27 protein-coding genes are annotated in these 26,070 nt (G+C 36.1%); 16 read left to right on the top strand and 11 right to left on the bottom strand.

Features of this window, described 5'->3' with window-relative positions:
- Positions 1–52: 52 nt before the first annotated feature.
- On the top strand, positions 53–1,399 hold the full coding sequence (purB, locus tag BELBA_RS17940; protein WP_041779760.1) for an adenylosuccinate lyase: 1,347 nt from the start codon (positions 53–55) through the stop codon (positions 1,397–1,399).
- A gap of 366 nt (positions 1,400–1,765) precedes the next feature.
- Positions 1,766–3,331 carry a SulP family inorganic anion transporter gene (locus tag BELBA_RS17935; RefSeq protein WP_014774097.1) on the top strand — a complete coding sequence of 522 codons (1,566 nt, stop codon included), beginning with the start codon at positions 1,766–1,768 and terminating at the stop codon, positions 3,329–3,331.
- Here BELBA_RS17935 and ctlX read toward each other — a convergent pair.
- From ctlX to BELBA_RS17915, 4 genes are all read right to left on the bottom strand, one after another.
- Positions 3,328–4,263, bottom strand: a complete 936-nt coding sequence (ctlX, locus tag BELBA_RS17930) for a citrulline utilization hydrolase CtlX (RefSeq protein ID WP_014774096.1) — start codon at positions 4,261–4,263, stop codon at positions 3,328–3,330. The genes BELBA_RS17935 and ctlX overlap by 4 nt on opposite strands.
- 278 nt (positions 4,264–4,541) lie before the next feature.
- On the bottom strand, positions 4,542–4,706 hold the full coding sequence (locus BELBA_RS19770; protein ID WP_014774095.1) for a hypothetical protein: 165 nt from the start codon (positions 4,704–4,706) through the stop codon (positions 4,542–4,544).
- A complete protein-coding gene (locus tag BELBA_RS17920) occupies positions 4,693–5,298 on the bottom strand; it encodes a hypothetical protein (RefSeq protein ID WP_014774094.1) in 606 nt (201 codons plus the stop codon). Before BELBA_RS17920 ends, BELBA_RS19770 begins: the two co-directional genes overlap by 14 nt.
- An 18-nt stretch (positions 5,299–5,316) precedes the next feature.
- Positions 5,317–5,550: a hypothetical protein gene (locus BELBA_RS17915; RefSeq protein WP_014774093.1), complete on the bottom strand. Its 234-nt coding sequence runs from the start codon at positions 5,548–5,550 to the stop codon at positions 5,317–5,319.
- A gap of 183 nt (positions 5,551–5,733) precedes the next feature.
- Between BELBA_RS17915 and hsdR the strand changes: the two genes are divergently transcribed.
- The 9 genes from hsdR (at position 5,734) to BELBA_RS17870 (ending at position 16,935) form a co-directional block, all read left to right on the top strand.
- Positions 5,734–8,976, top strand: coding sequence for a type I restriction-modification system endonuclease (hsdR, locus tag BELBA_RS17910; protein ID WP_014774092.1), 3,243 nt, complete (start codon positions 5,734–5,736; stop codon positions 8,974–8,976).
- Positions 8,977–8,985: 9 nt separating this feature from the next.
- Positions 8,986–10,449, top strand: coding sequence for a class I SAM-dependent DNA methyltransferase (locus tag BELBA_RS17905; RefSeq protein ID WP_014774091.1), 1,464 nt, complete (start codon positions 8,986–8,988; stop codon positions 10,447–10,449).
- Entirely contained in the window at positions 10,446–11,849 is a 1,404-nt protein-coding gene (locus tag BELBA_RS19185) for a restriction endonuclease subunit S (RefSeq protein WP_014774090.1), read from the top strand. Before BELBA_RS17905 ends, BELBA_RS19185 begins: the two co-directional genes overlap by 4 nt.
- 47 nt (positions 11,850–11,896) lie before the next feature.
- Positions 11,897–12,307, top strand: coding sequence for a hypothetical protein (locus tag BELBA_RS17895; protein WP_157466122.1), 411 nt, complete (start codon positions 11,897–11,899; stop codon positions 12,305–12,307).
- A complete protein-coding gene (locus tag BELBA_RS17890) occupies positions 12,304–12,741 on the top strand; it encodes a helix-turn-helix domain-containing protein (protein WP_014774088.1) in 438 nt (145 codons plus the stop codon). Before BELBA_RS17895 ends, BELBA_RS17890 begins: the two co-directional genes overlap by 4 nt.
- A complete protein-coding gene (locus BELBA_RS17885) occupies positions 12,738–13,193 on the top strand; it encodes a protein-export chaperone SecB (protein ID WP_014774087.1) in 456 nt (151 codons plus the stop codon). Before BELBA_RS17890 ends, BELBA_RS17885 begins: the two co-directional genes overlap by 4 nt.
- Positions 13,194–13,215: 22 nt before the next feature.
- A complete protein-coding gene (locus tag BELBA_RS17880) occupies positions 13,216–14,718 on the top strand; it encodes a P-loop NTPase fold protein (RefSeq protein ID WP_014774086.1) in 1,503 nt (500 codons plus the stop codon).
- Between the two features lie 242 nt (positions 14,719–14,960).
- A complete protein-coding gene (locus BELBA_RS17875) occupies positions 14,961–16,289 on the top strand; it encodes an AAA family ATPase (protein WP_014774085.1) in 1,329 nt (442 codons plus the stop codon).
- On the top strand, positions 16,255–16,935 hold the full coding sequence (locus BELBA_RS17870; protein ID WP_014774084.1) for an RloB family protein: 681 nt from the start codon (positions 16,255–16,257) through the stop codon (positions 16,933–16,935). The genes BELBA_RS17875 and BELBA_RS17870 overlap by 35 nt, the downstream gene beginning before the upstream one ends.
- 159 nt (positions 16,936–17,094) lie before the next feature.
- Here BELBA_RS17870 and BELBA_RS17865 read toward each other — a convergent pair whose 3' ends face one another.
- Together BELBA_RS17865 and BELBA_RS17860 are read right to left on the bottom strand one after the other, a co-directional pair.
- The gene (locus BELBA_RS17865; RefSeq protein WP_014774082.1) at positions 17,095–17,574 is read right to left on the bottom strand and encodes a hypothetical protein; all 480 of its coding nucleotides are present in this window, start codon (positions 17,572–17,574) and stop codon (positions 17,095–17,097) included.
- 26 nt (positions 17,575–17,600) lie between these two features.
- Positions 17,601–17,996: a helix-turn-helix domain-containing protein gene (locus tag BELBA_RS17860; protein WP_041779757.1), complete on the bottom strand. Its 396-nt coding sequence runs from the start codon at positions 17,994–17,996 to the stop codon at positions 17,601–17,603.
- 212 nt (positions 17,997–18,208) lie between these two features.
- Here BELBA_RS17860 and BELBA_RS17855 point away from each other — a divergent pair, with 212 nt between their 5' ends.
- The 3 genes from BELBA_RS17855 (at position 18,209) to BELBA_RS17845 (ending at position 20,178) form a co-directional block, all read left to right on the top strand.
- Entirely contained in the window at positions 18,209–18,514 is a 306-nt protein-coding gene (locus tag BELBA_RS17855; protein WP_014774080.1) for a hypothetical protein, read from the top strand.
- Positions 18,507–18,719 (top strand): hypothetical protein, encoded by a 213-nt coding sequence (locus BELBA_RS17850; RefSeq protein WP_014774079.1) that lies wholly within the window; start codon positions 18,507–18,509, stop codon positions 18,717–18,719. Before BELBA_RS17855 ends, BELBA_RS17850 begins: the two co-directional genes overlap by 8 nt.
- A gap of 295 nt (positions 18,720–19,014) precedes the next feature.
- The gene (locus tag BELBA_RS17845; RefSeq protein WP_014774078.1) at positions 19,015–20,178 is read left to right on the top strand and encodes a DUF4221 family protein; all 1,164 of its coding nucleotides are present in this window, start codon (positions 19,015–19,017) and stop codon (positions 20,176–20,178) included.
- A gap of 188 nt (positions 20,179–20,366) precedes the next feature.
- On the opposite strand, the gene BELBA_RS17840 is transcribed toward BELBA_RS17845, so the two are convergent.
- From BELBA_RS17840 to BELBA_RS17825, 4 genes are all read right to left on the bottom strand, one after another.
- Entirely contained in the window at positions 20,367–20,801 is a 435-nt protein-coding gene (locus BELBA_RS17840) for an uL22 family ribosomal protein (RefSeq protein WP_014774077.1), read from the bottom strand.
- Positions 20,802–20,810: 9 nt separating this feature from the next.
- Positions 20,811–21,224: a hypothetical protein gene (locus tag BELBA_RS17835; RefSeq protein ID WP_014774076.1), complete on the bottom strand. Its 414-nt coding sequence runs from the start codon at positions 21,222–21,224 to the stop codon at positions 20,811–20,813.
- A 3-nt stretch (positions 21,225–21,227) separates the two neighbouring features.
- Entirely contained in the window at positions 21,228–21,722 is a 495-nt protein-coding gene (locus BELBA_RS17830; protein ID WP_014774075.1) for a hypothetical protein, read from the bottom strand.
- A 146-nt stretch (positions 21,723–21,868) separates the two neighbouring features.
- Positions 21,869–22,276 (bottom strand): helix-turn-helix domain-containing protein, encoded by a 408-nt coding sequence (locus BELBA_RS17825; protein WP_041779435.1) that lies wholly within the window; start codon positions 22,274–22,276, stop codon positions 21,869–21,871.
- Between the two features lie 212 nt (positions 22,277–22,488).
- On the opposite strand from BELBA_RS17825, the gene BELBA_RS17820 reads away from it, so the two are divergent.
- Together BELBA_RS17820 and BELBA_RS17815 are read left to right on the top strand one after the other, a co-directional pair.
- Positions 22,489–22,818: a hypothetical protein gene (locus BELBA_RS17820; protein WP_014774073.1), complete on the top strand. Its 330-nt coding sequence runs from the start codon at positions 22,489–22,491 to the stop codon at positions 22,816–22,818.
- A 56-nt stretch (positions 22,819–22,874) separates the two neighbouring features.
- Positions 22,875–23,909 carry a HEPN domain-containing protein gene (locus BELBA_RS17815; RefSeq protein WP_014774072.1) on the top strand — a complete coding sequence of 345 codons (1,035 nt, stop codon included), beginning with the start codon at positions 22,875–22,877 and terminating at the stop codon, positions 23,907–23,909.
- Positions 23,910–24,509: 600 nt separating this feature from the next.
- Here the strand turns inward: BELBA_RS17815 and BELBA_RS17810 are convergent.
- Positions 24,510–25,910 carry an MBL fold metallo-hydrolase RNA specificity domain-containing protein gene (locus BELBA_RS17810; RefSeq protein ID WP_014774070.1) on the bottom strand — a complete coding sequence of 467 codons (1,401 nt, stop codon included), beginning with the start codon at positions 25,908–25,910 and terminating at the stop codon, positions 24,510–24,512.
- Between the last annotated feature and the right edge of the window lie 160 nt (positions 25,911–26,070).

Here is a 26,070-nt window from a genome sequence, read left to right as displayed (position 1 = left end):
GTTTTTCCTTATTAAAGCCTATTTTTGCATGCTCAAAACAAAAGTTAATCTCATGAATTTGACAAACCTGACTGCAGTAAGTTCGATAGACGGAAGATATGGAAATAAGACTGCGCCATTGCAAGCCTATTTTTCAGAATTCGCTTTGATCAAATATAGGGTACATGTAGAAGTTGAATATTTCATTGCTTTGTGTGAACTTCCTCTTCCTCAGCTGAAGGATTTTGATCATTCTTTGTTTCCTTCTTTGCGCGGTTTAGTCAAAAATTTCAGCATTGCTGATGCAGAAACCATCAAAGAAACCGAAAAAATAACCAATCATGATGTAAAAGCCGTTGAGTATTTCCTCAAAGAAAAATTCGAAGAATTTGGATTGGATACTTTTAAAGAGTTTATCCATTTTGGATTGACCTCACAAGATATTAACAATACAGCAACTCCTTTGATGCTGAAAGAAGGACTTGAAGTAGTGTTGCTCCCAGTTTTAAGTGAAGTGTTGTCAAAGTTGAAGAATAGAGTTGAAGAATGGAAAGATGTCTCTATGCTCGCCAAGACCCATGGTCAACCTGCATCCCCAACGAAATTGGGAAAAGAGTTCCAAGTCTTTGTAACAAGAATTGAAAAACAATTAGAGCTCTTGAATCAAGTTCCTTATTCTGCTAAGTTTGGTGGAGCAACGGGAAATATGAATGCGCATCATGTCGCTTATCCAGAAATAGATTGGATGCAATTTGCAAATGGTTTTGTGTCCAAGTATTTAGGTTTAGACAGAAGTTTTCCGACTACTCAGATTGAGCATTATGATAACCTGGCAGCACTTTTTGATGGATTAAAAAGAATCAATACTATACTTTTGGATTTCTCAAAAGATGTATGGCAATATGTTGCCATGAATTATTTCAAACAAAAAATCAAAGCAGGGGAAATTGGTTCTTCGGCCATGCCACACAAAGTCAATCCGATTGATTTTGAAAATGCAGAAGGAAACTTGGGGATCGCAAATGCTTTGTTGGAACATTTAGCAGCTAAGCTCCCGATCAGTAGGTTACAAAGAGATTTGACAGATAGCACCGTGCTGAGAATCATTGGTGTGCCATTGGGCCACATGTTGATTGCTTTTGAGTCTTTAAATAAAGGTCTAAATAAATTAGAACTGAATGTGATTGCCTTGGAAGAAGATTTGGAAGAAAACTGGGCTGTAGTAGCAGAAGCATTGCAGACGGTGCTAAGAAGAGAAGGGTACCCAAAGCCTTACGAGGCATTGAAAGACCTGACTAGAACAAATTCGAAAATTACGGCCGGTTCAATAGCCAATTTTATAGATTCTCTTGATGTTTCGGATAGAATTAAAGCAGAGTTAAAACAAATCACACCATTCAATTATACAGGAATTGCATAATTAGGATAATGAAAAGATAGATTCTGTCAACATTTGATTTTTTCATTTTTTGGCAGAATCTTTCTCAATTTTTAAATTTATTTTTCAAAAAAGTAGAAGTTCGGTGCTCTTGCAACCTAAAAATTCTATTTTTACAATTATGTATATCCGCTTTCTTACCAGTAGTCATTTACAAGAATCTAAATACTAAATTTAAATTGCTACGCCACGGCACACAAGTGTGGACTGTTAACTGTCGACAGTTGACATTATCCACAAGATTATTTGTTATAAAATCTCATCCTGGTGTCTTTGAGGAAAATCATATTTATAATTATGGATACATCACATTGATGTATCATAGATAAACCCAGCTTATATAAACCAATGAATAATTCAAAAAATATTTTTTCCCACTTGGGATCAGATCTTCCTTCAGGACTAGTGGTATTTCTCGTAGCTCTTCCTCTTTGTTTGGGAATCGCACTTTCTTCAGGTGCTCCTTTGTTTTCAGGAATTATTGCAGGAATAGTTGGAGGAATAGTGGTAGGCTACCTTTCAGGATCAAGTACATCTGTGTCAGGACCCGCCGCTGGTCTAACCGTTATTGTGTTGAATGCAATTGCAGATTTAGGTGCTTTTGATATTTTCTTACTTTCAGTAGTACTTGCAGGAGTTTTTCAAATTATCCTTGGTGTGGCAAAGGCTGGTATAATTGGGTATTATTTCCCAACATCTGTAATCAAAGGGATGCTAGCAGGGATTGGAATTATATTGATTATCAAACAAATACCTTATGCTTTTGGTGTAAATGAAACCCAGAATCTAGCTAAATATATTCCATTTGTAAATGACTGGGAGGCAGTGATGGATCTGAGGAACTTGGCAAATGAGTTTGATTTTGGAGCTTTGATCATCACAATTATCTCTTTGACTATTTTGATCCTTTGGGATAAACCCTTTATAAAAAGAAATAAGGTTTTAAAAGTGATCCCAGGACCACTTTTGGTTGTGATATTGGGGGTAGCTATTAATAAGTTTTTCAAGTTTTTTGTACCAAATCTTTATTTAGATTTTGAAGACAAAGTGATTTTGCCAAAGGTTCAAAGTTGGGATGGTTTTACAGACCTTTTTATGTTCCCAGACTTTACGGCTATTAGCAATCCAGATGTTTGGGTAGTGGCATTTACTATCGCTATCATTGCAAGTTTGGAGACTTTATTGAGCTTAGAAGCTGCAGATAAAATAGATCCTTACAAAAGAGTTTCTCCTCCAAATAGAGAGTTATTTGCCCAGGGAACAGGAAATATTGTAAATGGATTAGTTGGTGGACTTCCTGTGACAGCAGTGATAGTAAGAAGTTCGGCAAATGTAACCTCAGGAGCAAGGACGAAAATGTCTGCTATTTTCCATGGATTACTATTGGTCTTAAGTGTTCTATTGATTCCCAGTCTTTTGAATTTGATTCCATTGGCTTGTTTGGCAGCTATTCTCCTGCAAGTAGGATATAAATTGGCCAAAATTTCTTTGTTCAAAACGCAAGCTAGGTTGGGTTGGGATCAGTTTTTACCATTTGTGATCACCATTTTAGGGATTGTAATATTTGATTTATTGATCGGTATTGGTCTTGGAATGGGAGTGGCAATTGTCTATATTCTTTTGAGAAATTTCCAAAATTCTCACGTGTTGTCAGCAAGAGAAAATGTAGATTCTCCTGATACATTAAGAATCATTCTTTCTGAAGAGGTGAGTTTTCTAAATAAAGGTTCTTTAATCAAAACCTTGGACGAGATTCCTGATGGTAAGCATGTCATCATTGATGGGTCAAATTCTAAAATCATTGACTACGATGTTTTGGAAGTAATTGAAAATTTCAGAATCAATGCAAAAGAAAGAGGCATAGAAGTCGATACCATCAAAATCAAATCAGTAAAAGTAGGAGGGGTGCATTAACTCTTCGGAAGGAAAATTTCGGCCATCATACAGCGCGCACTTCCACCACCCAGTTTCTCAATAGTTGGGATTTCCGGACTGATGATTTCTGTATGTTTAAGTATGTTTTCCTTCTGAGCTTTGCTCAAAGAGTTAAAAGCAGCTTTGGACATTACAGTGAATTTTTCTCCCTTTTCATTTTGCACTTCTAGCATATTTCCAGCAAAATTAAACTTTTGTTTGGCGGTAATAGGAATGATTTTTTTACCAGAATGCTCTAATTTGGTTTGAAGATTCAATCGCTCTGAAGTATTCGAAATACTTTCTAAACAAACGATCGTAATCTCAGAGCCCACATGCATCATGACATTGGTGTGATAAATTGGAGAAACCTCTCCATTGATGACCTGAGTAGCATTAAAATCTAGAATTTCATACCCCATTAACCTGCCAAAATATTGTAAAGGAACTGAATGAGTTCTCAAAGAGCGGCAAGCATAAGCAATTTTATTTTCACGATCTAAAATTAAGCTTCCTGTTCCCTCTAAATATTGCTCATCATGCTCAAAGAAACTCAAATCGATAATTTCTTCAACTCTAAAGCCTAATTCCATCAGTTTTTCAATGATGTCTTTCCTTCTTTCGAGTCTTCGGTTGGGTGAAAACATCGGGTATAGTATCACTTTCCCATCTTCATGTGTGCTAAACCAATTATTAGGAAAAATGGAGTCCGTTTTTTTTGGTTCACTTGTATCCTCTAACACAATTACCCTAACCCCTTTACTTTCCAGCAAATTCACAAAACCATCAAATTCTTTTTGTGCGATTTGATTGATCTCCCTTGCATCTCTATCATCTTGTTGCTGATAAAAATTATTATCGGCCGTTTCTGAATTAAAGCCAAAGTTCGCAGGACGAACCATCAAAATAGTGGAGGTAGTTTGTGTAGGCATGATATGATGTTAAGAATTTAAATTTACTAGTTTTTTCTTACCTAGGAAATTGTAGTTTGAGAGATTTAAGTTAAAACTCAATTGAAGGTTTCTCTTTCAAAATATATTTCCTTCCAAATTTAGTCTCAGTAGCATAAATCAAATACCCAATATCAAATAGCTTAGCAATATTATAGGTACAAGCTATTTGAAAATTATAGCCTTCCCATTCGGGTTCAAATCCAAAGGCTAGACTATTATGAACGCATTGCTCGATGAAATCTAACCACCCCTCCAGGTCAACAGTCCTTCGGATTTTTGGAAATTGATGATTCAATAAATTGAAATATGCGCTTTTTCATCAAGGCCAAATCACTCAAACCATACACTGTTTGTAATATTTCCAAAGGGTCATATTCATCTGCAAAAATGATCCAATCCTGATTTACTTTAATCGTTTTCATTTGCTTTAGGTTTAGTATTAAAATCTCTTACAAATATCAAGTAGCATGCTTCGAGTAAACCAGGGTAAAAAGCTATATCCTCAAATAAATCATCATCAATACTTTCCATAATATTGGAATTACTTAGGCTAAAATCTAAGATTATATTCCATTGTTTACTCCAAATTTTTACTGTTTTATGGTAAAAAAATCGATTCAAGTAGAGCATTGGGTTTTGGATTTCTTCCAATTTAAGAGCTTGTGGTAAAAATGAAATTCTATCTATCAATAAAGGGTTTTTCTCTAGCGCTCTATTATCCAAAAGATCGCTCCAGTCAGGATTTTGAATAGGAGTGGAATTGTGATTTAAAAACATATAATGAGCGGTATAGATAAGCTTCTGAAAATAGCTTGCGAAATAAAGAATTGAACCTGCTGATTTCAGGCCATAAGAAATGGGAACTTTTATGGTGTTAGCTAAAATCATTTCTAATTCTTCCTTCCAACATTTTATATTTCCAAATTCGTAAAATCCCTCATAAAGTGAAAAATGACAATCTTGTTGAGTAAGGATTTTGCCTTTCTTTGGGAGTACTTTGAAGAAAATTTCCATAACCTTGAAATTTAAATTTTAGACTGTAACCTTTCCTTCAACTGTTGCTTTTAGACATATCATATTTAGATAGTTCCTTGAATCGGGAATCGGGTAATAGGTTTGGAAAAAGTCATGGATCAAGTCAAGAGGTTTTTCTTTTTCCTGATCAGAAAGCATGGAGACAAATGAATGAGATACAGCTGGAGAAAAATCCCCATCTGAAATGATTGTCCGGCTGTTTGCTCCTAAATTATAATTGATGATGAGCATGGCATGAAAGGATTTAGTGAAACATGCTCCAATTTCATCTGCTCCAGATTTCTAAAAAATTCAGAACAAGGATAATTTATTCTTTCTGAGCAATCCAAATAAGATTTTTTCTGCTTCATACATTTTTTTAATTATCTGATTTCAATATCTTAGCAACTAATAATTTTAGAATCATTTTGCTTCATGATCAAATCCAATTTTTCATATCTGGAAACTGAATTCCCTATACTTTTCAATATTGGACAATCAGCAGAATTTAATTTATATCAGGATCCTATTACAGCACTATTCAAACTGCGACAATTCGGAGAGAGAATAAGTGAACTCCTCTTTGATCTTCACCATTTGGATTTTCCTTATGATAATTCATTCCACAACAGACTAAAGACACTAGAATATGAAAATATTCTCCCAGTTCAAGTAAAGGATTTGCTCCATACGATTAAGCATAAAGGGAATGTAGCAGTTCATCAAAATAAAGGCTCTCTGGAAGATGCCAAAGGATTACTTTTTTCCACCTTCAAAATTTCAAAGTGGTTTTATCAAACGTATTCAGAAGAAAATGATGATTTAAATTCGATAAAATTTCATTTACCGGACGAGCTTGATGCAAGACATGCCTTGCATGTGCTTGAACAAGAATTTGCCCAGTTACAAACAAAGTTTGATAACTTATTAGAAGAAAGAAGTACAGAAAAGCTCCCTCAGGAAAAGTTACAGGAAATTCAAAACCGATCTGAGAAAGCTGCTAGAAAAATAGAAATGTCAGAAGCGGAGACCCGCTTGCTGATCGATGAACAACTGAGAATAGCTGGTTGGGAAGTTGATACACAAATCATCAATTATAAGAAAAACAAAACCCAGCCACAGAGAGGGAAATACTTGGCTATTGCCGAGTGGCCTTGCGGAAGTAAATGGGCTGACTATGCCCTGTTTGTTGGAACCCAACTCTATGGAATTGTGGAAGCAAAAAAGTATGCCTCTGACATTTCTACTGATTTGCTCCAATCAAAAACTTATGCTGAACATATCCAAATTCAACATGAAGCAGAATTATTAGGGGAATGGTATGGATACAAAGTACCCTTTCTTTTTTCAACTAATGGAAGACCCTATTTAGAGCAGATCAAAACCAAAAGCGGTGTTTGGTTCCTAGACGTCAGGCAAAAGCATGGGCGTTCCAAAGCGCTTAATGGCTGGTATAGCCCTGAAGGACTAATCAAACTTTTGGAAAAAGATCTAAAAGCTTCCGAGGATAAACTCAAATCTGAAACAGTTGATTTTTTAGAAAGTAGTACGGGTTTAGGATTGAGAAAATATCAAATTGAAGCCATAAAAGCCTTAGAAAAGGTCTTGCTAAGTAATTCTGACCAAAATAGAGCCTTGATCACCATGGCTACTGGAACAGGAAAAACACGAACAATCATTGGACTTTGTTACCGCTTGATTCAATCAAATCGCTTTAAAAGAATTCTCTTTTTGGTAGATAGGAATCTTCTAGCAACACAGGCAATCAATTCATTCAAAGACAATAAAATAATTGGGCTGAATACTTTCTCGGAAATTTACGGCATCAAAGAAGTAACAGAGAAAGTTCCTGATCTCGATACGAGACTTCATTTTGCCACAGTTCAAGGCATGGTCAAGCGTTTGTTTTACAGTGAGGGGAAAGACATTCCTCCTGTAGATCAATATGATTGTATAATCATTGATGAAGCACACAGAGGCTATCTCTTAGATAGAGAAATGGATGATGAAGAATTGGATTTCAAGGACCAAAGGGATTTTGTGAGTAAGTACAGAATGGTTCTTGACTATTTTGATGCTTTTTCTATAGGCTTGACAGCTACTCCGGCATTACATACTTCTGAGATATTCGGTCCATCTGTGTATACTTATTCTTACCGAGAAGCTGTAATTGATGGTTTTTTGATTGATCATGAACCGCCTTATATCATCAAAACTGAACTTGGAGAAGAAGGGATTACTTGGGAAAAAGGTGCTCAACCTAAAGCGCACGATAGAGAAAATAACACGATCATTGAGTTAGAAAGTCTTGAAGATGAACTCAAAATTGATATTTCGGGATTCAACAAAAAAGTGATAACTCCTAGTTTCAATAGAACTGTCATCAAAGAACTTGTCAATCATCTAGATCCTGATGGGGATGAAAAGAGTCTTTTCTTTGCCGCTACGGATGAACATGCGGACATGATTGTAGAATATCTAAAAGAGGAATTTGCAAACATCGGTGTAGATGTGGCAGACAAGTCCATCGAAAAGATTACCGGAAAGTCTTATAATCCACAGGAGCAATTACTCCGATATAAAAATGAAAAGTATCCAAATATAGCAGTGACAGTAGATTTACTGACTACAGGCATAGATGTTCCTCCGATTTGTAATCTTGTCTTTATGCGTAGAATAAAGTCCAGAATTCTCTATGAACAAATGCTGGGTAGGGCTACGAGAAGATGTGATGAGATTGGTAAGGAAGTATTTAGAATTTATGATGCAGTTAAGATTTACGATACTTTAGAAGACTTTACGCAGATGAAGCCGATCGTGGCTAATCCTAAAGTCAGTTTCGTCCAATTGGTAGAAGAACTCAAAGAGATAAATCAAGGTGAAAGAACCCAAAGACAAATAGATCAGGTTCTTGCAAAAATTCAACGCAAAAGAAAGCTTCTTCAGGGAAATAGAGAGGATAAACTAGAGCAATTTATTTATAATGCGCATGGCGAAAGTCCAGACGAATTATTGGAAAGTCTAAAAAATTCAGATACCCAAGCTGCTGTTGAAAAAATAGTGAGTCTAACTAATTTATGGAAGTTTTTGGATCAGCTTAAACCTGATATCACCAATCCCTATGTATATGATGGTGACGATGTTTTTCGTGGAATAGATCGAGGCTATGGAAAAGCAGAAAAGCCGGAAGATTACTTGGATAACTTTGCTCGTTTTATTCAAGAAAACCAAAATAAAATTGAAGCACTGAAAATAGTCTGTACTCGACCTACCGAGCTGGATCGTAAATCTTTACGTGAACTGATGCTGGTCTTAGATCAGGAAGGGTATAATGCCAACACACTAAATGTTGCATGGAGAGCTGCTAAAAATGATGATATTGCAGCAGATATCATTTCTTACATCCGTACACTTTCGATTGGGAGCTCACTGGTCAGCCATGAAAATCGGGTCAAAAATGCGGTAAATAAAATCCGTCAAATGAAGGATTGGAATAAGACACAAACAAAATGGATTGACCGTTTTGAAAAGCAGCTGCTTAAGGAAACGGTACTTAGAAAAGAAGACCTTGACCAGGATCCATTTGATGAAGATGGTGGTTTTGATCGCTTAAATAAGATTTTTGAAGAACAGTTGGAAGAAGTGATTGCTGAAATCAATAGAAATTTATACGCTTAATTTAATAGCATGAGTGCAGAACAGATAGCAAAGAAACTGTGGGAACTGTGTAACGTCCTCCGTGATGATGGGGTGACCTATCACCAGTATTTGAATGAATTGACATATATTCTTTTTTTAAGACTATCTGAGGTTAAGAAATTCGATCATGATATTCCTGAGAAATACCGCTGGAGTAACCTCAAAGGGATCAAAGACAACAAAGAGCTTTTTGACATTTACAGAGATCTTTTGGCTAATCTAGGCGCCATGTCTAGCAATGAAACCATCACGGAAATATACACAAATGCTTCCACCACGCTAAGAAAACCAGTCAACCTTCGTACCCTAATTACCAATATCGATCAGATCGATTGGTACGAGGATGAGGAGCAGGATAAGATAGCCAGCATCTATGAGGAACTGTTGGAAAAGAATGCAGGGGAGAAAAAGAGTGGGGCAGGGCAGTACTTCACCCCAAGGCCATTAATCAATGTGATGATAGAACTCCTTTCTCCTAAAATCGGAGAAAGATGGAATGATCCTGCAGCAGGAACTTTTGGTTTTATGATTGCAGCAGATGAGTATCTAAAGCGTAAATACGACGATTACTATGCGCTCAGTCAAGCAGAAAGAAGCTTTCAAGTCCATGAAGCATTTTCAGGTTGCGAATTGGTACAAGATGCCCATAGACTGGCCCTGATGAATGCCAAGCTGCATGGTCTGGAGAGTAGGATAGTGATGGGAGACACCCTCACCGAACAAGGTAAAAGTTTTAAAAACTATGACGGCGTGTTGGCGAATCCTCCATTTGGAACCAAGCAAGGAGGAGAGCGACCTACACGGGATGACTTTACCATCCAAACCTCCAACAAGCAGCTGAATTTCCTGATGCATATCTACCGTTCTTTAAGAAGGGATACGGGGACGGCAAGAGCTGCAGTAGTGCTTCCCGATAACGTGCTCTTCGAAGACAATGATGGACAGAAGATACGCCGTGACCTGATGGAAAAATGCGACCTTCATACCGTGTTACGTTTGCCAACAGGTATTTTCTATGCGGCAGGTGTAAAGACCAATGTGCTCTTCTTTACCCGAGGAAAAAAAGAAACTGGCAATACGAAGCGGGTATGGTTTTACGATATGCGAACCAATGCACCAAGTTATGGCAAGCGGACACCATTCACCCGAGAAGCTTTTGCAGGATTTGTAACTGCATATACTGGCGGCACGGACATGGAATCACTGAAGCAAGGATATGAAGGCGAGATAGATAACGAAAAGCGTAAGACGGTCGCAGATCCAAGATGGCAGGTATTTACCAGAGAGCAGATCGCTGCCAAAAACGATTCCTTGGATATCGGTCTAATTGAAGATGAAAATATCAGCAAAAATGCCGATTTGGGTGATCCTTTGGATATTGCGAGGTTGGCCGCTGAGGAGTTGGATGGTATAAAAAAAGAATTGGACCAGATAATTTCTTTGTTGGGATGATGGAGGAAAAATTACCAAAGGGATGGCGTTCCAAATCACTACAAAACGTTTTAAGTTTTGTAATCGGTGGAGATTGGGGCAAAGACCCAAATGATATTTCTGAAGAAGATTATGTGCAAGTAGCAGTAATCAGGGGAAGTGAAATTAAAAACTGGAGAAAAGACAAAGGTAGTACTGCTTCAATTAGGGTTATCAAACAGAATAGTCTGGAAAAGAGAAATCTGATTGAGGGAGATATATTAATTGAAATCAGTGGAGGTGGGCCTGATCAGCCAGTTGGTCGAGTTATTCTAATTGATGAGGATACCCTATCCCAGAATAGCAACCTTCCAAAAATTGGGACAAATTTCTTAAGACTGCTTCGGGCCAATCAAAAGTTGATAAACGCTCCTTTTTTAAATTATTACCTCACCTTCTTTTATTTATCTGGAAAAGTTATAGAATACCAAGGGGGAAGTAACAATTTAAGAAACTTGAAATACAAAGAGTTTGAAAAAATTCAAATTCCACACCCACCCCTTACCGAGCAGCATCGGATTGTAGCCAAATTGGATGTTTTGTTTGGGCATTTGGATAGCTTACGGGAGAAGTTGGACCGAATACCGGCCTTGCTGAAAAACTTCCGTCAGCAGGTCCTGACCCAAGCCGTGACGGGAGAGTTGACGAAGGAATGGAGAGAGGAGGAAAAAATTGAAAATAAAAATGGCCCAATACCAATTCCAGAGTCTTGGAGTTTTCGTCAATTGAAAGAACTATCCATTAGTCTCAAATATGGTTCTTCTTCAAAATCACTAAACTTGGGTGATGTTCCTGTTTTAAGGATGGGTAATATTCAAGAAGGAGAAATAGATTGGAGCGATTTAAAATACAGTTCTGATCAAATAGAGATTGGAAAATACAAACTGACAGCTGGTGACTTGCTCTTCAATAGAACAAACAGCCCAGAGTTAGTGGGTAAAACAGCAATTTTTAGAGGGGATAGAGAAGCTGTTTTTGCTGGTTACCTGATTCAGGTCAAACCAAAAGATTCAATCAATTCGGAGTTCTTAAACTTTGTACTTAATTCTAATTATGCAAAAAAATGGTGTTGGGAGGTTAAAACAGATGGTGTAAGCCAATCAAATATTAATGCAAAAAAGCTCGGCGATTTTATTGTGCCATTTCCAAGCCTTGATGAGCAACTCGAAATTGTATCTAAAGTCAATTCTCTTTTTGAAATTTCAAAAAGAATCGAATCCCAATACCATTCTTTAAAAACCAAGATTGATCAATTGCCACAGGCGATATTGGCGAAGGCATTTCTGGGGGAGTTGGTAAGTCAGGAGGTGAAGGAGTATGTGGTGGAGAAGATTGAGGGGTTGATGGCGGCGGAGGGGGAAGAGGGATATGGAATCGAGTAAATTATTTAAACGGCTTGTAATAAATTAACCTATTGCTTAATTTTGACGTGAAAAGAAAAGCAGAACTTATCGAAATTTCGGCTGATGGTAAAAAAGCCTTTTATGTGGATGCAGCTAATTCACAGAAAATCATGGCGTTTTTACAATCAGACCCTGCTAATCTTAAAAAGTTCAAAACAGCATTGCAATTAATTCTAAACCACCGTGCCCCAAGGGATTTATACGATAAAGAGAATTTTGAAAAAGGATGTGAGCATGTCACCGCCATCAAATTGTTTAAAGGCAAGAAAAATCCCCGAATTTACTGTCAGCAGTTTACTGATGGTGAATCAGAGCGATTTGTAATCATCGGTATTGAGCTTCTGGAAAAGAAGAAGTCTCAAAAACTTACAGCGGCAGAAAAAAGTATCATCAGAAGAGTTGCGCAATACGAATACGATTTAACCCAAACATCATGACGAACTCAATCAAAAAAGAATGGGATGCACTTTTTAACACCATGTCCCAAGAAGACCTTGTTTCTTCCAGGGCGGATGTATTGGCCATGCAATTTTTAGGTTTGGTTGACCTAAAAATGGAGCAAGATAATATCAGCAAGAAGGAACTTGCCCAAAAAGTTGGAACTTCGGCGTCCTTCATCACCCAGCTGTTCCGAGGAGATAGAAAACCAAACTGGAATATACTCGCCAAAATGTCCTTAGAACTGGGAATAGAGTTTAAGGTAATGACTGAGGAGATGATTCAAGAAAGAGTTGATGAGGAGTTGATGGAATACCATAAACGCTGGTCCAAAACCCAAGAGTATCTTAAATTAAAAAATCAAGTCACCAATCCTCAAACCGTAATGGCTGTTAGCCCTATGTCGGAGGATGATTATGCCATGGCAGGATGAAAGCGAAATTTTCCCCTTTACAGTTATTGGATTTCAAGTTATTGGAATCTCACTTCGAATTTCTTGTTCCAGAAGAAAGTGAAATAGATATCAAGGAATTGTTTCAATCCTATTCAGTGGATATTGATTTTGGTATCAGAAACAATGAAAAAGCGCAAGAAATTCAGTTGTTCACAATGATTCAAGTCAATTCGGGAAAAGAGGGTTCTCTTCCTGGCTATAAAATCATGGTAGAAGGTGGAGGTACTTTCCGTATTCAAAATTCGGAAGCACTCGAAGAGAATCTTAAAAACAACCTTACCCAATTTTCCACCCTGAATATGATGATCAACAACCTCCGAAACATCATCTATCAGATCACCAACTTGGGTCCTATGGGTGGGTATTTGTTACAGCCGATTGATATTACGCAGTTGTTGAGGGATAAGGCGGGGAAAGGTGATAAAAATTAGTCATACAAAAAAATCAGCCTTAATGGAATTTGAATTAGAGATACCCAAAAAGCAGTTCCAAGTCCACCTTGAGATACCCAAAAATCAGCGCATTATTTTTTCAGGTGCATTTGGAACTGGGAAGACTTACTTTTTGGACAAGTTTTTTAAGGGAAATGAAAGGTATGAAGGCATACATATTTATCCTGTAAACTACTCTGTTGCTTCCAACGAGGATATTTTTGAATTGATCAAGTACGACATATTCTTTAAACTCCTTGAAAAAGGACTAGACTTTGAGCAAGTTGAGGTTGACAAAGGAACCTTTCTCCCATTTTTCCTGAATAACCATGCAACGGAAATTATTCCCTTTCTATTGGGATTAATTCCAAAAGTTGGAGCCTCTTTGAAGGATATAGCTAACGGGTTGATCGAGTTAAATAAAAAATTTGAGAAAGAATTTAAGGAGGCGAATCTTACTGAGCAAGACAAAATAATCGACTATTTAAAAGAATTCTCAGGTAAAAAGGGATCCATACTTGAAGATGATTTATACACCCAGCTAATCTGTAGCTTAGTCAATCAAATTCAAGAAAACGGGAAAGAGGTAGTATTGATTATCGATGACCTGGACCGCATTGATCCTGAACACATTTTTAGGATAATGAATGTTTTGGCGGCCCATGTTGATATCAAAAAAGACAGTGATCAAAATAAGTTTGACTCTAATAAAATCATCCTTGTCTGCGATATTGAGAATATCAGAAAAATCTTTTCCAACCGTTATGGTGCAGATGTGGACTTTTCAGGATATATCGATAAGTTTTATTCGAGGTCGGTTTTCCATTATGACTTGTCGGGGGAGATGATAAAAAGTGTAAATAAATTATTTCATACTGTGGTCCTCGATTATGGAAATAAAAAAATGTCTCTAGGTGAAGTAAGAAAAGATGTAGCAGGAGCAATAATAAAACAAATATTACACTCCTTTATTCAACATGATTTAATTTCAATTCGGGTACTTAAACGCATTTTTTCAGGAACTCAAAGTTTAAAGGAAAGGTATGTGTGGAGGGAAGGAAAGTATGATGCAATCTCCAATAATGATATTGAACTAGTAAAAGCTGTTGACTTTTTGATCTTCTTATTTCAAGACTATAAACTATTTGTGGAAAAATGTAAAGTTCTAATAAATAGGGATATAGAAATTTTAGACAGTGTTTCAAATCACTTCTTTATTAACCAGATAGTAAAAGCAGGCAACGTTAAAAATTATTGGAGCAATAACAAAGAAAGGCCAAAAGAAGTCGGTCAAGAATTGCAGTTTGAAATACAGATAGATAGTTTTAATCTTAGATATACAATTAGTACTGAATTTGATTCATATAGTTTGAAAGATAGACACATATACAGCGTAAACTCTATTTCTGATAGTATTGGCCAAGAAATTAAGATTGATGATATTAATTTCTTCTTACTTTTAGTGGGACTCTTAGAAAAAACGGATTTTAAATCACTTTTAAATTTAAAGTTTGATTCTGTTTAATTTGGTATTTGGTTTTAACCCCTACCCTCAATTCATTCAAAATCGGTGTCAACAAATCTTCTGAATCTGTTTCTATGTTGATAATCAGGCTGTATCGGACGGATTGGTCATACCGTTGATGGATGGGTCTTGTTTTCTACTTGCCCGATTGATGTAACCTAGCATTTGATAAAAACTGATACAATTTGAAAGAATTTGATTTCTTGTTTTTATATTTGTGAATAAATCACAAATAGTCAAATATGATTAAGGTTGAAGAATTCAGCTTCGGGAATTTTTGGTCCTTCAAGGACATGCAGACCTTAAATATGTCTGCGGCTAAGATCAAATCAAAAAACAACCGTCTCGATCAAGTCAATATTATTCCAGTAGATGAAGATTTAAACCTATTAAAATCTAAGGCCATCTACGGAGCTAATGCAAGCGGTAAAAGTAATGTTATTAGAGGTTTAGGAACATTTATCAGGATAATCAATGACTCTGTTAAAGACGATAGCGCATTAGATATGATCGATTCTTTCGAGCTTTCAACCGAAACGATTGATCAACCCACCTTTTTTCAATTGGTTTTTTGGGTCAAGGATATCCGTTACAGGTATGGTTTTGAAGCTGATAATGAATCTATCAAAAGTGAGTGGTTATTCTCAACACCCAATAAAAGGGAACAACCTTTATTCTTAAGAGAAAACGACCAAATCTTGGATATTAATCAAACCCATTTTGAGGAAGGGCAAAAAGCCATTGATTTGGCAGGGGGAGATGGTGACGGTCAGATTTTTAGAAGTAATTCTCTATTCCTTTCCTCTTTGGCATCTTTTGGCTTTGGAAAGGTTTCAAAGGGTATCATAAATGCTATTGCTTCCATTTCTATTATCAGTGGACTTGGACATCGTGGAATGTATGGGTTAGCAGGAGACTCCTTAAATGACAATGTAAAAAAGAATTTCATTTTAGATTTCCTCAAAAAGGCTGATTTAGGGATTGAAGACCTTTTGGCAATTGACCTCAAGGGAAGAGACCTTCCTGAAGAGCTCGAGGATGATGTGAAAGAAGATTTAAAGAAAGAAAAAATTGTTGTTTCAAAACGTACCAAGTTCGACGAAAACCTGAAGGCTATTGGGAAAAGCGATTTTGCTTTTGGTTTCCAAGAATCAGAAGGTACCCGAAAGATGTTTGAACTGAGTCCTTTTATTTATAGAGCATTGAAAGAAGGAAATCCATTGGTCATCGATGAGTTTGACGCTAGATTTCACCCTTTGCTGACTAAGAAAATTGTGGAGCTTTTCAATTCGGATTCCAATCACGGTGCCCAATTGATTTTCACTACACACGACACAAATTTGCTGTCCGCTGACATTTTGAGAAGAGACCAAATTGATTTTGTGGAAAAAGATAGATATGGAGCCAGTCATCTCTATACTTTAGTGGAAATCAAAGGTGTGAGAAACGACGCCTCTTTTGAAAAGGATTATATCCAAGGGAAATATGGTGCGATTCCATTTCTTGGAGATTTTACCAACCTAAATGATTTTGATTATGCCGAAGAAGACAAAAGCTATCAAAATCACTGATGAAAAAAAGGCTTGGAATAGAAAGTCCAAACCCACAGAATACAAGGTAGAATCTATACCAATGAACAAGACTATTCTGATTGTCTGCGAAGGACAAACAGAGAAGTTGTATTTTGATGCCTTTCCTGTTTTAGGTGTTCGGGTAGATGTGGTAAATCTCCAAGGGCAGACCAAACTTAAACTCGTAGAGACAACTGAAATGATCCAATCCGAAGAAAAGAGGGATGAGATTTGGTGTGTTTTTGATATGGATGTCAATAGAGGTGAAAAAGAGTTTAGCGATTATGACAATGCCATCGTGAAAGCTGAGAGTTTAGGGTTTAAAGTAGCTTACTCGAATGACGCATTTGAGTTGTGGTTTTACCTTCATTTCGAATATACAGATGCTGAACATCTTAGAACCTTCTACTATGAAGCTTTGGGGAAGAAATTTGGACTCAATTATGTAGATGAAGGAAAAGCATATGCTTTTTGTCGAAAAATATATTCCATCTTAAATGAATTAGATGGATCTTCACAAGCAGAAGCAATTGAGAGAGCGAAGCGTCTTTTTGAGAACAAAAAGGATGTAGCCTACCACAAGCAAAACCCTGTAACCATGGTTTTTGAATTGGTAGAGGAGTTGAATAGGAATTTGAGGAGATAGTATTATTTTTCAATTAATAATTAATAACTAAATTTAGAAGAATATAAAAAAACGATGAATAAAATGAGCAAAAAACATCAAGAAACCCCTAAGCCAAAGCCATCTAATGAACCACGACCAGACAGACCCAGACCTCTTACAGAAGAAAAAGGTATTGGATCAAACCCAAGACCAAAAAAGTAGGAATACTATTATTCCTAAAAATACTATCCCAAAAATCAACAGAATAGAAGATGATCCATTAAAAAAAGAGGTTACTTTGTTGAAATGTTGAACCTTACAATCAAGTTTACTTTGAAACTCCTTATTTAATTTTTTTCTTTTTTTTGATCTACATCTTTCTAATTCTAAGTCAATCCACTCTGATTCATAGGTATTAGCCTTATAACCAGTCCATTGGGAAATTATATTGGCAATGATTGCTAAAGAAAAAATCAGTGGGGGTATTACAAATAATGATTTGGGTAAAATTTCATAGGGTAATTTTATAAGTTCAATTCCCAAATAAATGCCCCCACTCGAAAGGGCAACAATCATGATGTCTAGCCGCTTTAAAGCATAAAGCTTATTTTCTTTTGAAGCTATTAAATGATCGGCAAGCTTATTTTTATACTCAACCAATCTTTCCTTCTTAGACATTTTTTTAGCTTTCACCTCTCCACTTCCTATTTTATCAACCTCTCCAACTTAGCCATCATCTCATCTTTCTCCTTCAACATCCGCTCATACAAAGCAATCTTTTCCTCGTGGAGCTGAATTAGCTTGTCGATTGGATGAAAAGTAGGGTTATTGTTTACTACTGCAGAGTTATCATTAAAAGTACTTGAAATAACAGTTATTGCTTGTTCTTCATCAAAATTCTGAATGGCCTCTACCGGAATTCTAAGGATTTCTGAAACTTGCTTCAAAATATCCTCTTCAATGATCTCTCGTTGTTCAAGCAAAGAGATTTTCTTTTGAGACCAATCTTCGCCGAGTTCGTAGGCAAGGACTTCCTGCTTGATACCTAGCATCTCTCTAAAGCGTTTGACATTTCTGCCTTGATGAATATTCTTTTGCATGGGTTTCTTTAAAAATTGATCTGATTTTAAAACTATACACAATTTAGTAAAATTCTGTTGATCTACCATCAGAAGTTTAGTGTGAAGACAGGATTTTAGCTGATTTGAATAATTTATCCCTCTACAGAATACCATATTCCCAATTCCTTGCTGAATTTGCATCAGCCCTGAAGGTCAGGAATGTATGCATTTATCCTATGAATTAACTTACTATGGAAAAGGAAGAATTGATCATCAAATTGATTCAACAGGATTTCAAACACTTACAGTTGCTTCTTGGAATCCAAAAACTAGGTTTTGATAATGACAGCAATCATTTTTTAGGTATTCTAGATATTGTTATATCCTTATTAGGAATAGAGGAGGAAGAGGAATATCCTTTACAAGCACTCAAAGCTTATGGAATACAAAGCAATTCTTTTTTATGTATATATGCTATCTGCTACGGGACATGCTTTGTTATTACTGAATTCCAAGTATTGAAATTTGTTTACCTAGACCCTGACAAAGATGAATAAGACTGAAGAAAAAATCAAAGCACTAGCTTCCGAAAATCCCGTTTCTCGATGGAGAGAAAAAGTAGAATTTCGTAAAGCAAATAAATCCAGACTTAAGAATGCTGCAAAGGCAGCTTTACGTGTTTTGGATGCGCTGGACCAAAATGCTTATACTTATGTTCTTCAATTGAAGAGCAGCAAAGGTGACTTTCTTTGTTTTCAGTAAATTTTTTGATCAGCGCAAAAGCTTCTTCATTTGTGATCCTTTTCTTCGCAATCACAACAAAAAGGATATCCAAAGTGGTCAGATATGCCATGCTGTTTTTCTCGCATAACGATTTAATATCTTTTATCAATCAAAATCACTCAAAGCGCTGATGACTTTAAATAAAATGTATGATGCTACAGAGAAGCTTAGGAAAGAAATTGAAGATCGCCTATAAAAGCTTAAATAAACGTTACCACTGTTAATATTAGTTAAGCATCCTTTCTCTTCATTTTAATTTTTATAACTTTAGTGCATGCAGATATACAAACAAGCAATCAAATCCTTATCCTTTGTGTTTTTTATAGTACAACCACTAATTTTTTCATGTACAAGCAATACAGATTCATACATTGAAACACAGCTGTCCTATGCTATAGACACAGTACTGATAGATTCCAAGGATGAAATTCTGTTTTTGCAACGCCAATTGTATACTTCTGATTATTCTGAGTATGACGGGATGCTGTATAATCTCAACGATAGAACCAATCAGGTCGAACACATCAACCTCAAAAACTTATTACTCGAAAAAACTATCCAATACGAGCAAGAAGGTCCAAATGGAACTGGGTTTTGGACCTCTGACCTTCAAGCAGTGTCCGATCAACAGCTCTTTCTAGGAGGAGAACGTGCTGGAATCTATAACCTCAAAGGAGAATTGGAACATAGATTTGATTGGTATTCTGTAACTAAAGAAAGGGGAGGGATATTAGAAGAGGAGCGAGTATTTTTCCAGGTGGTAAACCCGAACTTTCACCATCAAGTCTTCGCTGTTGTCGTCCATGATTTTGCCAACTCAATATCCCTTCGACGCCTCAAGAGCTCAAGTGACTCCATTCAATCTTACAATATCGACCCCCAAGAACACTATTTAAACTATACTTTAGGTGACTTAAAAAACTTTAACAAATGGGACCCAATGGTTTACATCAAAAGTATAAATGCCCAAGTTATCGTTTCCCATGAATTTGCCAATGATTTTTATGTTTTGTATCCAGAAAAGGACTCTCTGATTGCCATCAATTATGACTCTCCTTTTCTCCTATCGAAAGTAATCCCTACTACAGAAGGAGATTTGGTAAACTCAATGGAAGATCGAAAAAAGGCACTCAGAAATTATCGGAGTCAAGTTGTCTATGGTCCAATTGTTTTTGATACTAAAAATAGACACTATGTGCGTTTAGCTGCCTCAATTCAATACGGAGAAGTAGAAAGGGAAGGATACTTACTGCCAGAAATCGACCACAGCATGCTATATATTTCAATTTTTGATAAAAATTTCAACCATCTCGGAGATCAGGAAATTCCAGAACTCAATAGAACAGGAATCCCCAAATATTTTATTAGAGATGGAGCAATTTGGATGTTTATAAATGTGGATGATGAATTAGGTTTTATTCGAATTAAACTATCCTGATTTTTATTTGACACTTTTTTAAAAAATAATATGTCCTCGAACTTGAGCTGAGCTTGTAGAAGTGACCATATATTGACTTTATAGCGATGACTTATCAATCAAATGTAGATCATAATTCATTCGTTGCCAAAAACAATCTATAAGGGCTGTGACGCTTGATTTAAAGTGATTCTATACAAAATGGAGAGTTACTTATTTTTATTACTCTCCATCATCTTTGGATCTATCACTGGCAAAATAGCCTGATGTAAGAAGGTTCCTCGAAAATAAGAAAACATCAAACCTCTTATGGATGATATCGTTATAGAATTCAAGGTAACAATAAATTCTTCAGGTAAGCTTAACTCATCTTTATTGACTGAGTAATCATTCATGTTTTCTAACCAGTAAATGCAACTTCCTTTTAATTGACCAAATATTGTGGTTTTTGTTTCATTTAATATGCTTACTTCACAGATTACTATTAGAAGTTTCTTTTCGAGATTTAGCCTGTGCTCAATTTTAAGATCAAATTGGAAAAATGAATTAGGTGGCAGCGGTTGCTTTGGTTCACTTAATTTTGACTCCAATAATTCCATTCCTTTAATCTGGAACTTTATATCTATTGCTTTTTTGGGATTCATAGGGAATGATTAATTAACCTGTAAGTCTGAAAGTTTTTTGGACCTTCCTATTTTGGTAGAATTTAGAATATCATTGATATAGCTGAAAGGTTCCGAATCGGCAGTTTCTGAACTTATGGTTATTCTGTATTCTACTAGTGTTGACTTATTGATTTCTCTATCGATTAGTCTAATATCCAATACCTTTTCTAGATCAATCAAAGTCTCCACGGTGAAATTATGAGTTCCTGACAGCCATTTAGTGATAATAGATGGATTGTCTTTGCCGACGGCTTTGAGCAGATCTTTTTTCTTCCACTTTTTTGCTTCCATTGCTCTGCCGATTTTTGCAGCCAATTCCATTTTAGCATCAGTTTTTTCTTGATCAAGAGGATCAATATCATTTAAAAGAGAATTTATTATTGGACTATTTAGTTTTTTCATGGTTTATTTGATGTCGTCGAAGTTTAGATTTCCTTCAAAATCCAGAAAATCTTTACTGAACTGAAGGTCCTTGTCCTTCAAGGCTTCCATTATTCTTTTGGAAATTTCTCTTAATAAGTAATTCTCATTGGTCAATTTTTCGTCTTCCTGAAGAGCTCTGATTGTTTTGGGTTTTGGACCTCCACCTCCAAGTATAATCAACTCTTGCCCATACCTGATACAATATAAACGTAATTTACTCTTAGGTTGATCATACAATGCACAAATACCATCACCGGGATGCCCTTCTTTTGTCTTAAAAAATGATTCTCTTGCACCTGTCTTATTAGCAATGGTATTTAGTCTTTGTAGAATGTTATTAATTTCACTTTTAGATGAATTTTGATTCTCTTGAAGAAACTTTTCAAACAATGATAAAGTTTCTCCTTCTATCAAAATTGAATAGAACGAAGCTTTTCCTCCACATAATTCATCAATTTTTAATATCTCAAAATTCATTCTAAAAGATTACAAAGTTAAAGAATTTTACTTAAAAGTAAAATATATTTAAAATGTCTTAGTCTAAGCATTCTTACAATGTCATGAAAACACAAATTATGTTAGTTTCAAAATTCTATTGTGAGTGAAGATAAAATTACTCATTACTATAACCTCTCTATCATCTTCTCCAACCTCGCCATCATCTCTTCCTTCTCCTTCAACATCCGTTCATACAAAGCAATCTTCTCCTCATGAAGCTGAATTATCTTGTCGATTGGATGGAAAGTACATGAATCATTTCTCTGAAATCCAACCGAACCATTATCAAAAGTATTTGCAATAATATTCACCGCCTGTTCTTCATCAAAGTTCTGAATGGCCTCTACCGGAATTTTAAGGATTTCTGAAACCTGCTTTAAAATATCCTCTTCAATGATCTCTCGCTGTTCAAGCAAAGAGATTTTCTTTTGAGACCAATCTTCGCCGAGTTCGTAGGCAAGGACTTCTTGCTTGATTCCAAGCATCTCTCTAAAGCGTTTGACATTTCTGCCTTGATGAATATTCTTTTGCATGGGTTTGTTTAAAAATTGATCTGATATTAAAACTATACACAATTTAGCAAAATTCTGTTGATCTACCATCAGAAGTTTAGTGTGAAGACAGGATTTTAGCTGATTTGAATAATTTATCCCCCTACAGAATACCATATTCCCAACTCATTGCTGAATTTGCATCAGACCTGAAAGTCAGGAAGGTATGCATTTATCTTTTGAATTCACTTACCATGGAAAAGGAAGAATTGATCATCAAATTGATTCAACAGGATTTCAAACACTTACAGTTGCTTCTTGGAATCCAAAAACTAGGTTTTGATAATGACAGCAATCATTTTTTGGGTATTCTAGATATTGTGATATCCTTGTTAGGAATAGAGGAGAAAGAGAATGTTTTGATTGATGAAATTTATCAAACCTATTATGAAGATGGATTGAAAGTTCTTATGATTCCAATCACCTATGAAGGAGAAGAACTTTACCCATTAGCAAAGGATAGCTTTATGAAACTTAAAGCGCTGTATGAAAGACATCTTAAGTCTGTTTCCAATGCAAGCTAATTTTGTCACTAGCCTATATCCAGTCTTTTTCATAAAATTCTCTAATTGATTGATTAATGAAAACCATCTCACAACTCCCAAAATCATTTACTTCTCCTGATTTTAAGGAAACTAGCCGACAAAAGCTTTGGCAACTATTCAAGTCCTGGACCTTAGACAAAGAGAGAAGTCAATCAGCAAGCAATGAAAAGGAGATGTTACATTTCTACGAAGAGACTTTGTCGCTTTTTGATGAGATTTATAAGCCTCAACCAGAGCAGCCGATTCATGAAGAAGCAACAGAATTTGTGAATCCAAATACTCCTTATATGGAGCAATTAATTACAGCAATGAAAGTTTTGATTGCTCCTGAATTGATCTATACAATAGAAATACCCCTTGCCAATGAACCAAAAATCCGAAGTAGGTACGAAGTATTTGTTGTCATCAAGCATCAGGAATTGTCAGTCATGGAGGCTTTCCAAGGATTGTTGAATTTCATAGCCTTAGGTGATCAGGAAATTTGTATTCATCCTATTAATATCAATTATCTGACAAAAGAAATTAATGATGGAAACTTATTTTTTTTAACACATATCCTTCAAACTAATTTGGTTTATAAAAAGGCAAACGCCAGAGTTCTCCCCGAAATTGATATGGCCAACCATCCGAATGTCCTTAACCAAGCAAATGCTACACTTCAAAGTGGATGGCTTTTATCAGATCAATTTCTTAAACATGCCCAAATTGAAATAGAAGAAAAAAATTATAGTCTAGCTATTTATTTCTTACACCAGTCCATAGAACTCAGATTGCGCGCTCTGGTACTTGCATGGGAAAGACACGAAAAGAAAAGCCACGAAATCAGACTTGTAATCCGCTCTTGCTTGAAATTCATCCCTGAATTAGCAAGCATTTTTCCACAGAATTCCGAAGAGGAAATCAAGCTCCTCAAAATCCTTGAAGATGCTTATTGCAAGGCAAGGTACAAATCCTGCTTTGTTGTAAGTCAAGAAGAGGCTGATCAACTCATGCATCGGTCAATCCAAATTAAAAGTCTTTGTGAAGACCATTACTATCTATGTTTTAAACCCATACTCCAAAATACCTAATTGTTTACAACAATTCTTGATGTACAGAGTCTCTTGCTATAAAACCATAACCAAGTCATCTATAAGTTACATGAGATCTTTATTAGAGTTAATTTAACTGCATATTAACTCCGTATCAAGCCCGTATCAACCCCCTATCAAATCCGTATCATATATGTATCCTAGTAGTATAATTATTATCTTAAAAAAGATTCTCTCACTATAATGTAAAATAAATATCTAATAACAATTCAAAAACCCTTCAAATCCACAGATTTTACTCAAACTACCTATATTAAAATAATACAATTAAGTATAAAATAATCATATTTATTTCCAAAAATACCCCAATCTCTACCGTCTTCCTCCCGTCCGTGTTCCGACCGTGTCCCGTATGCCTCCCGACCATTCGCCGACTTTTGGCGAAAAACCAAGAAAACATATAATTATTTCAAGATTGTATTATTTCAAGTTGAGTTTTTGAGAATCTGTGCAATTTTTAGTTTTAGTTTCAATTTTTCAAATATCCTAGATTCAAGTCAGATATTAATTTAGAATCCTCAAAAGTCCATCTTTTAAGTTTTACATTTTGAACTAACTTCAAAGCTTTATTGCATTAATTTAAATCCCATCAAAAAGCTCAAAACTCTCCAGATATTCAGGTATGATAGCATCCCAATCCAATTCTTCTTTTAGTTTCTGCTGAAGGGCGATTCTGGCTTCATCTTCTCCATGGACAAGAAATGTAATTTTAGGTTTTGAAGTGAAACCTTCAGACCAATCTATTAGCTCCTCTTGATCAGCATGGGCTGAAAGTCCCTCGATATATTCAATTTTTGCTTTAATAGGTACATCCAAACCATACATTTTTACGCTTTGATCTCCTTCAAGTAATTTTCTTCCTCTCGTCCCTACAGCTTGGTAACCTACAAAAATCACGGTGTCCTGTTCTTTTGGGAGCCTGTTATATAGATGATGCATAACACGTCCACCAGTTGCCATGCCACTTGCAGAAATGATAATGGCATCACCTCTTACAGCATTAAGTGAAATAGAGGCTTCTTGAGACTGATAATAATGTAAATTTTTATGTGAAAAAGGATTAGATCCTTCTTCTTCAAATAAAGGCTTCAATCTGTGATATTCGTTAAAGGACTTGTATAGCTTGGTGACATCTATCGCCATGGGACTGTCTACATAGATGGGGATATCTGGAATTTTTCCTTTCTGCTGCAAGCGGTGCAAGTAGTAGAGCATCATCTGAGTTCTACCCACAGCAAATGCTGGTATCAATGCCACCCCACCTCTTCGATAGGCCTCTCGAATTGCCCTACCCAATTCTTCTTCAGGGTTTTTGATTTTGGAAACTCGGTCTCCATAAGTTGATTCTAAAAAGAGTATGTCTGCAAATGGAAGTCTTGCAGGAGGATTCAGGATAGGATCATGATACCTTCCCAAATCTCCCGAGAAAACGATTTTTTTGACCTGTTGTGCTCCATTAACTTTCAATTTGACAATAGCAGCACCTAGAATATGGCCAGCATTGTAAAAAGTAAAGTTGAATTCAGGATACTCAGACTGCTCTTCTTCGAAATCGGCCCCTTTGAGGAGTGGAAAGACTCTCTCTGCATCCTCAATGGTGTAAAGGGGCAGAGGTTTCTCGTGCTTAGAGTAGCCTTTTTTCTGCGCATAAGCTGCTGCTTCCTCTTGAAGCTTTGCAGAATCGAGCAAGAGAATTTTGATAAGTTCTAAAGTGGCTTCCGTTCCATAGATAGGACCTCTGAAACCTTCCTTGACGAGTTTGGGTAAGTAGCCACTGTGGTCAATATGAGCATGTGTCAAGATGACCATGTCTATTTCAGATGGGGAAATTGGGAAAGCTTCCCAGTTTCTCACTCGATAATCTTTGAGCCCTTGAAACATGCCGCAATCTACGAGAACCTTATAATTGTTGATTTCCAAAAGGTATCTTGAGCCGGTTACTGTTCCAGCTCCACCTAAAAACTTAACTTTTACCTTCATGATGATTTGTTTGATGCTTATTACCTAAAGATAAGGTAAAATAGGTAGAATGGTGTATAAAATATTCCACTTACTTATTATAGTATTCGGATTATATCATCAAGCTTAAAGAAAACTACCACCACCTAAAATACTTCTTTTGGCAGTGGTAGTGTTTATT

This window comes from Belliella baltica DSM 15883 (genome assembly GCF_000265405.1).
GTDB classification, from domain to species: Bacteria; Bacteroidota; Bacteroidia; order Cytophagales; family Cyclobacteriaceae; genus Belliella; species Belliella baltica.
Note: the sequence above shows the minus strand (reverse complement) of the source record. Positions and strands in the feature narration are given on the sequence as shown.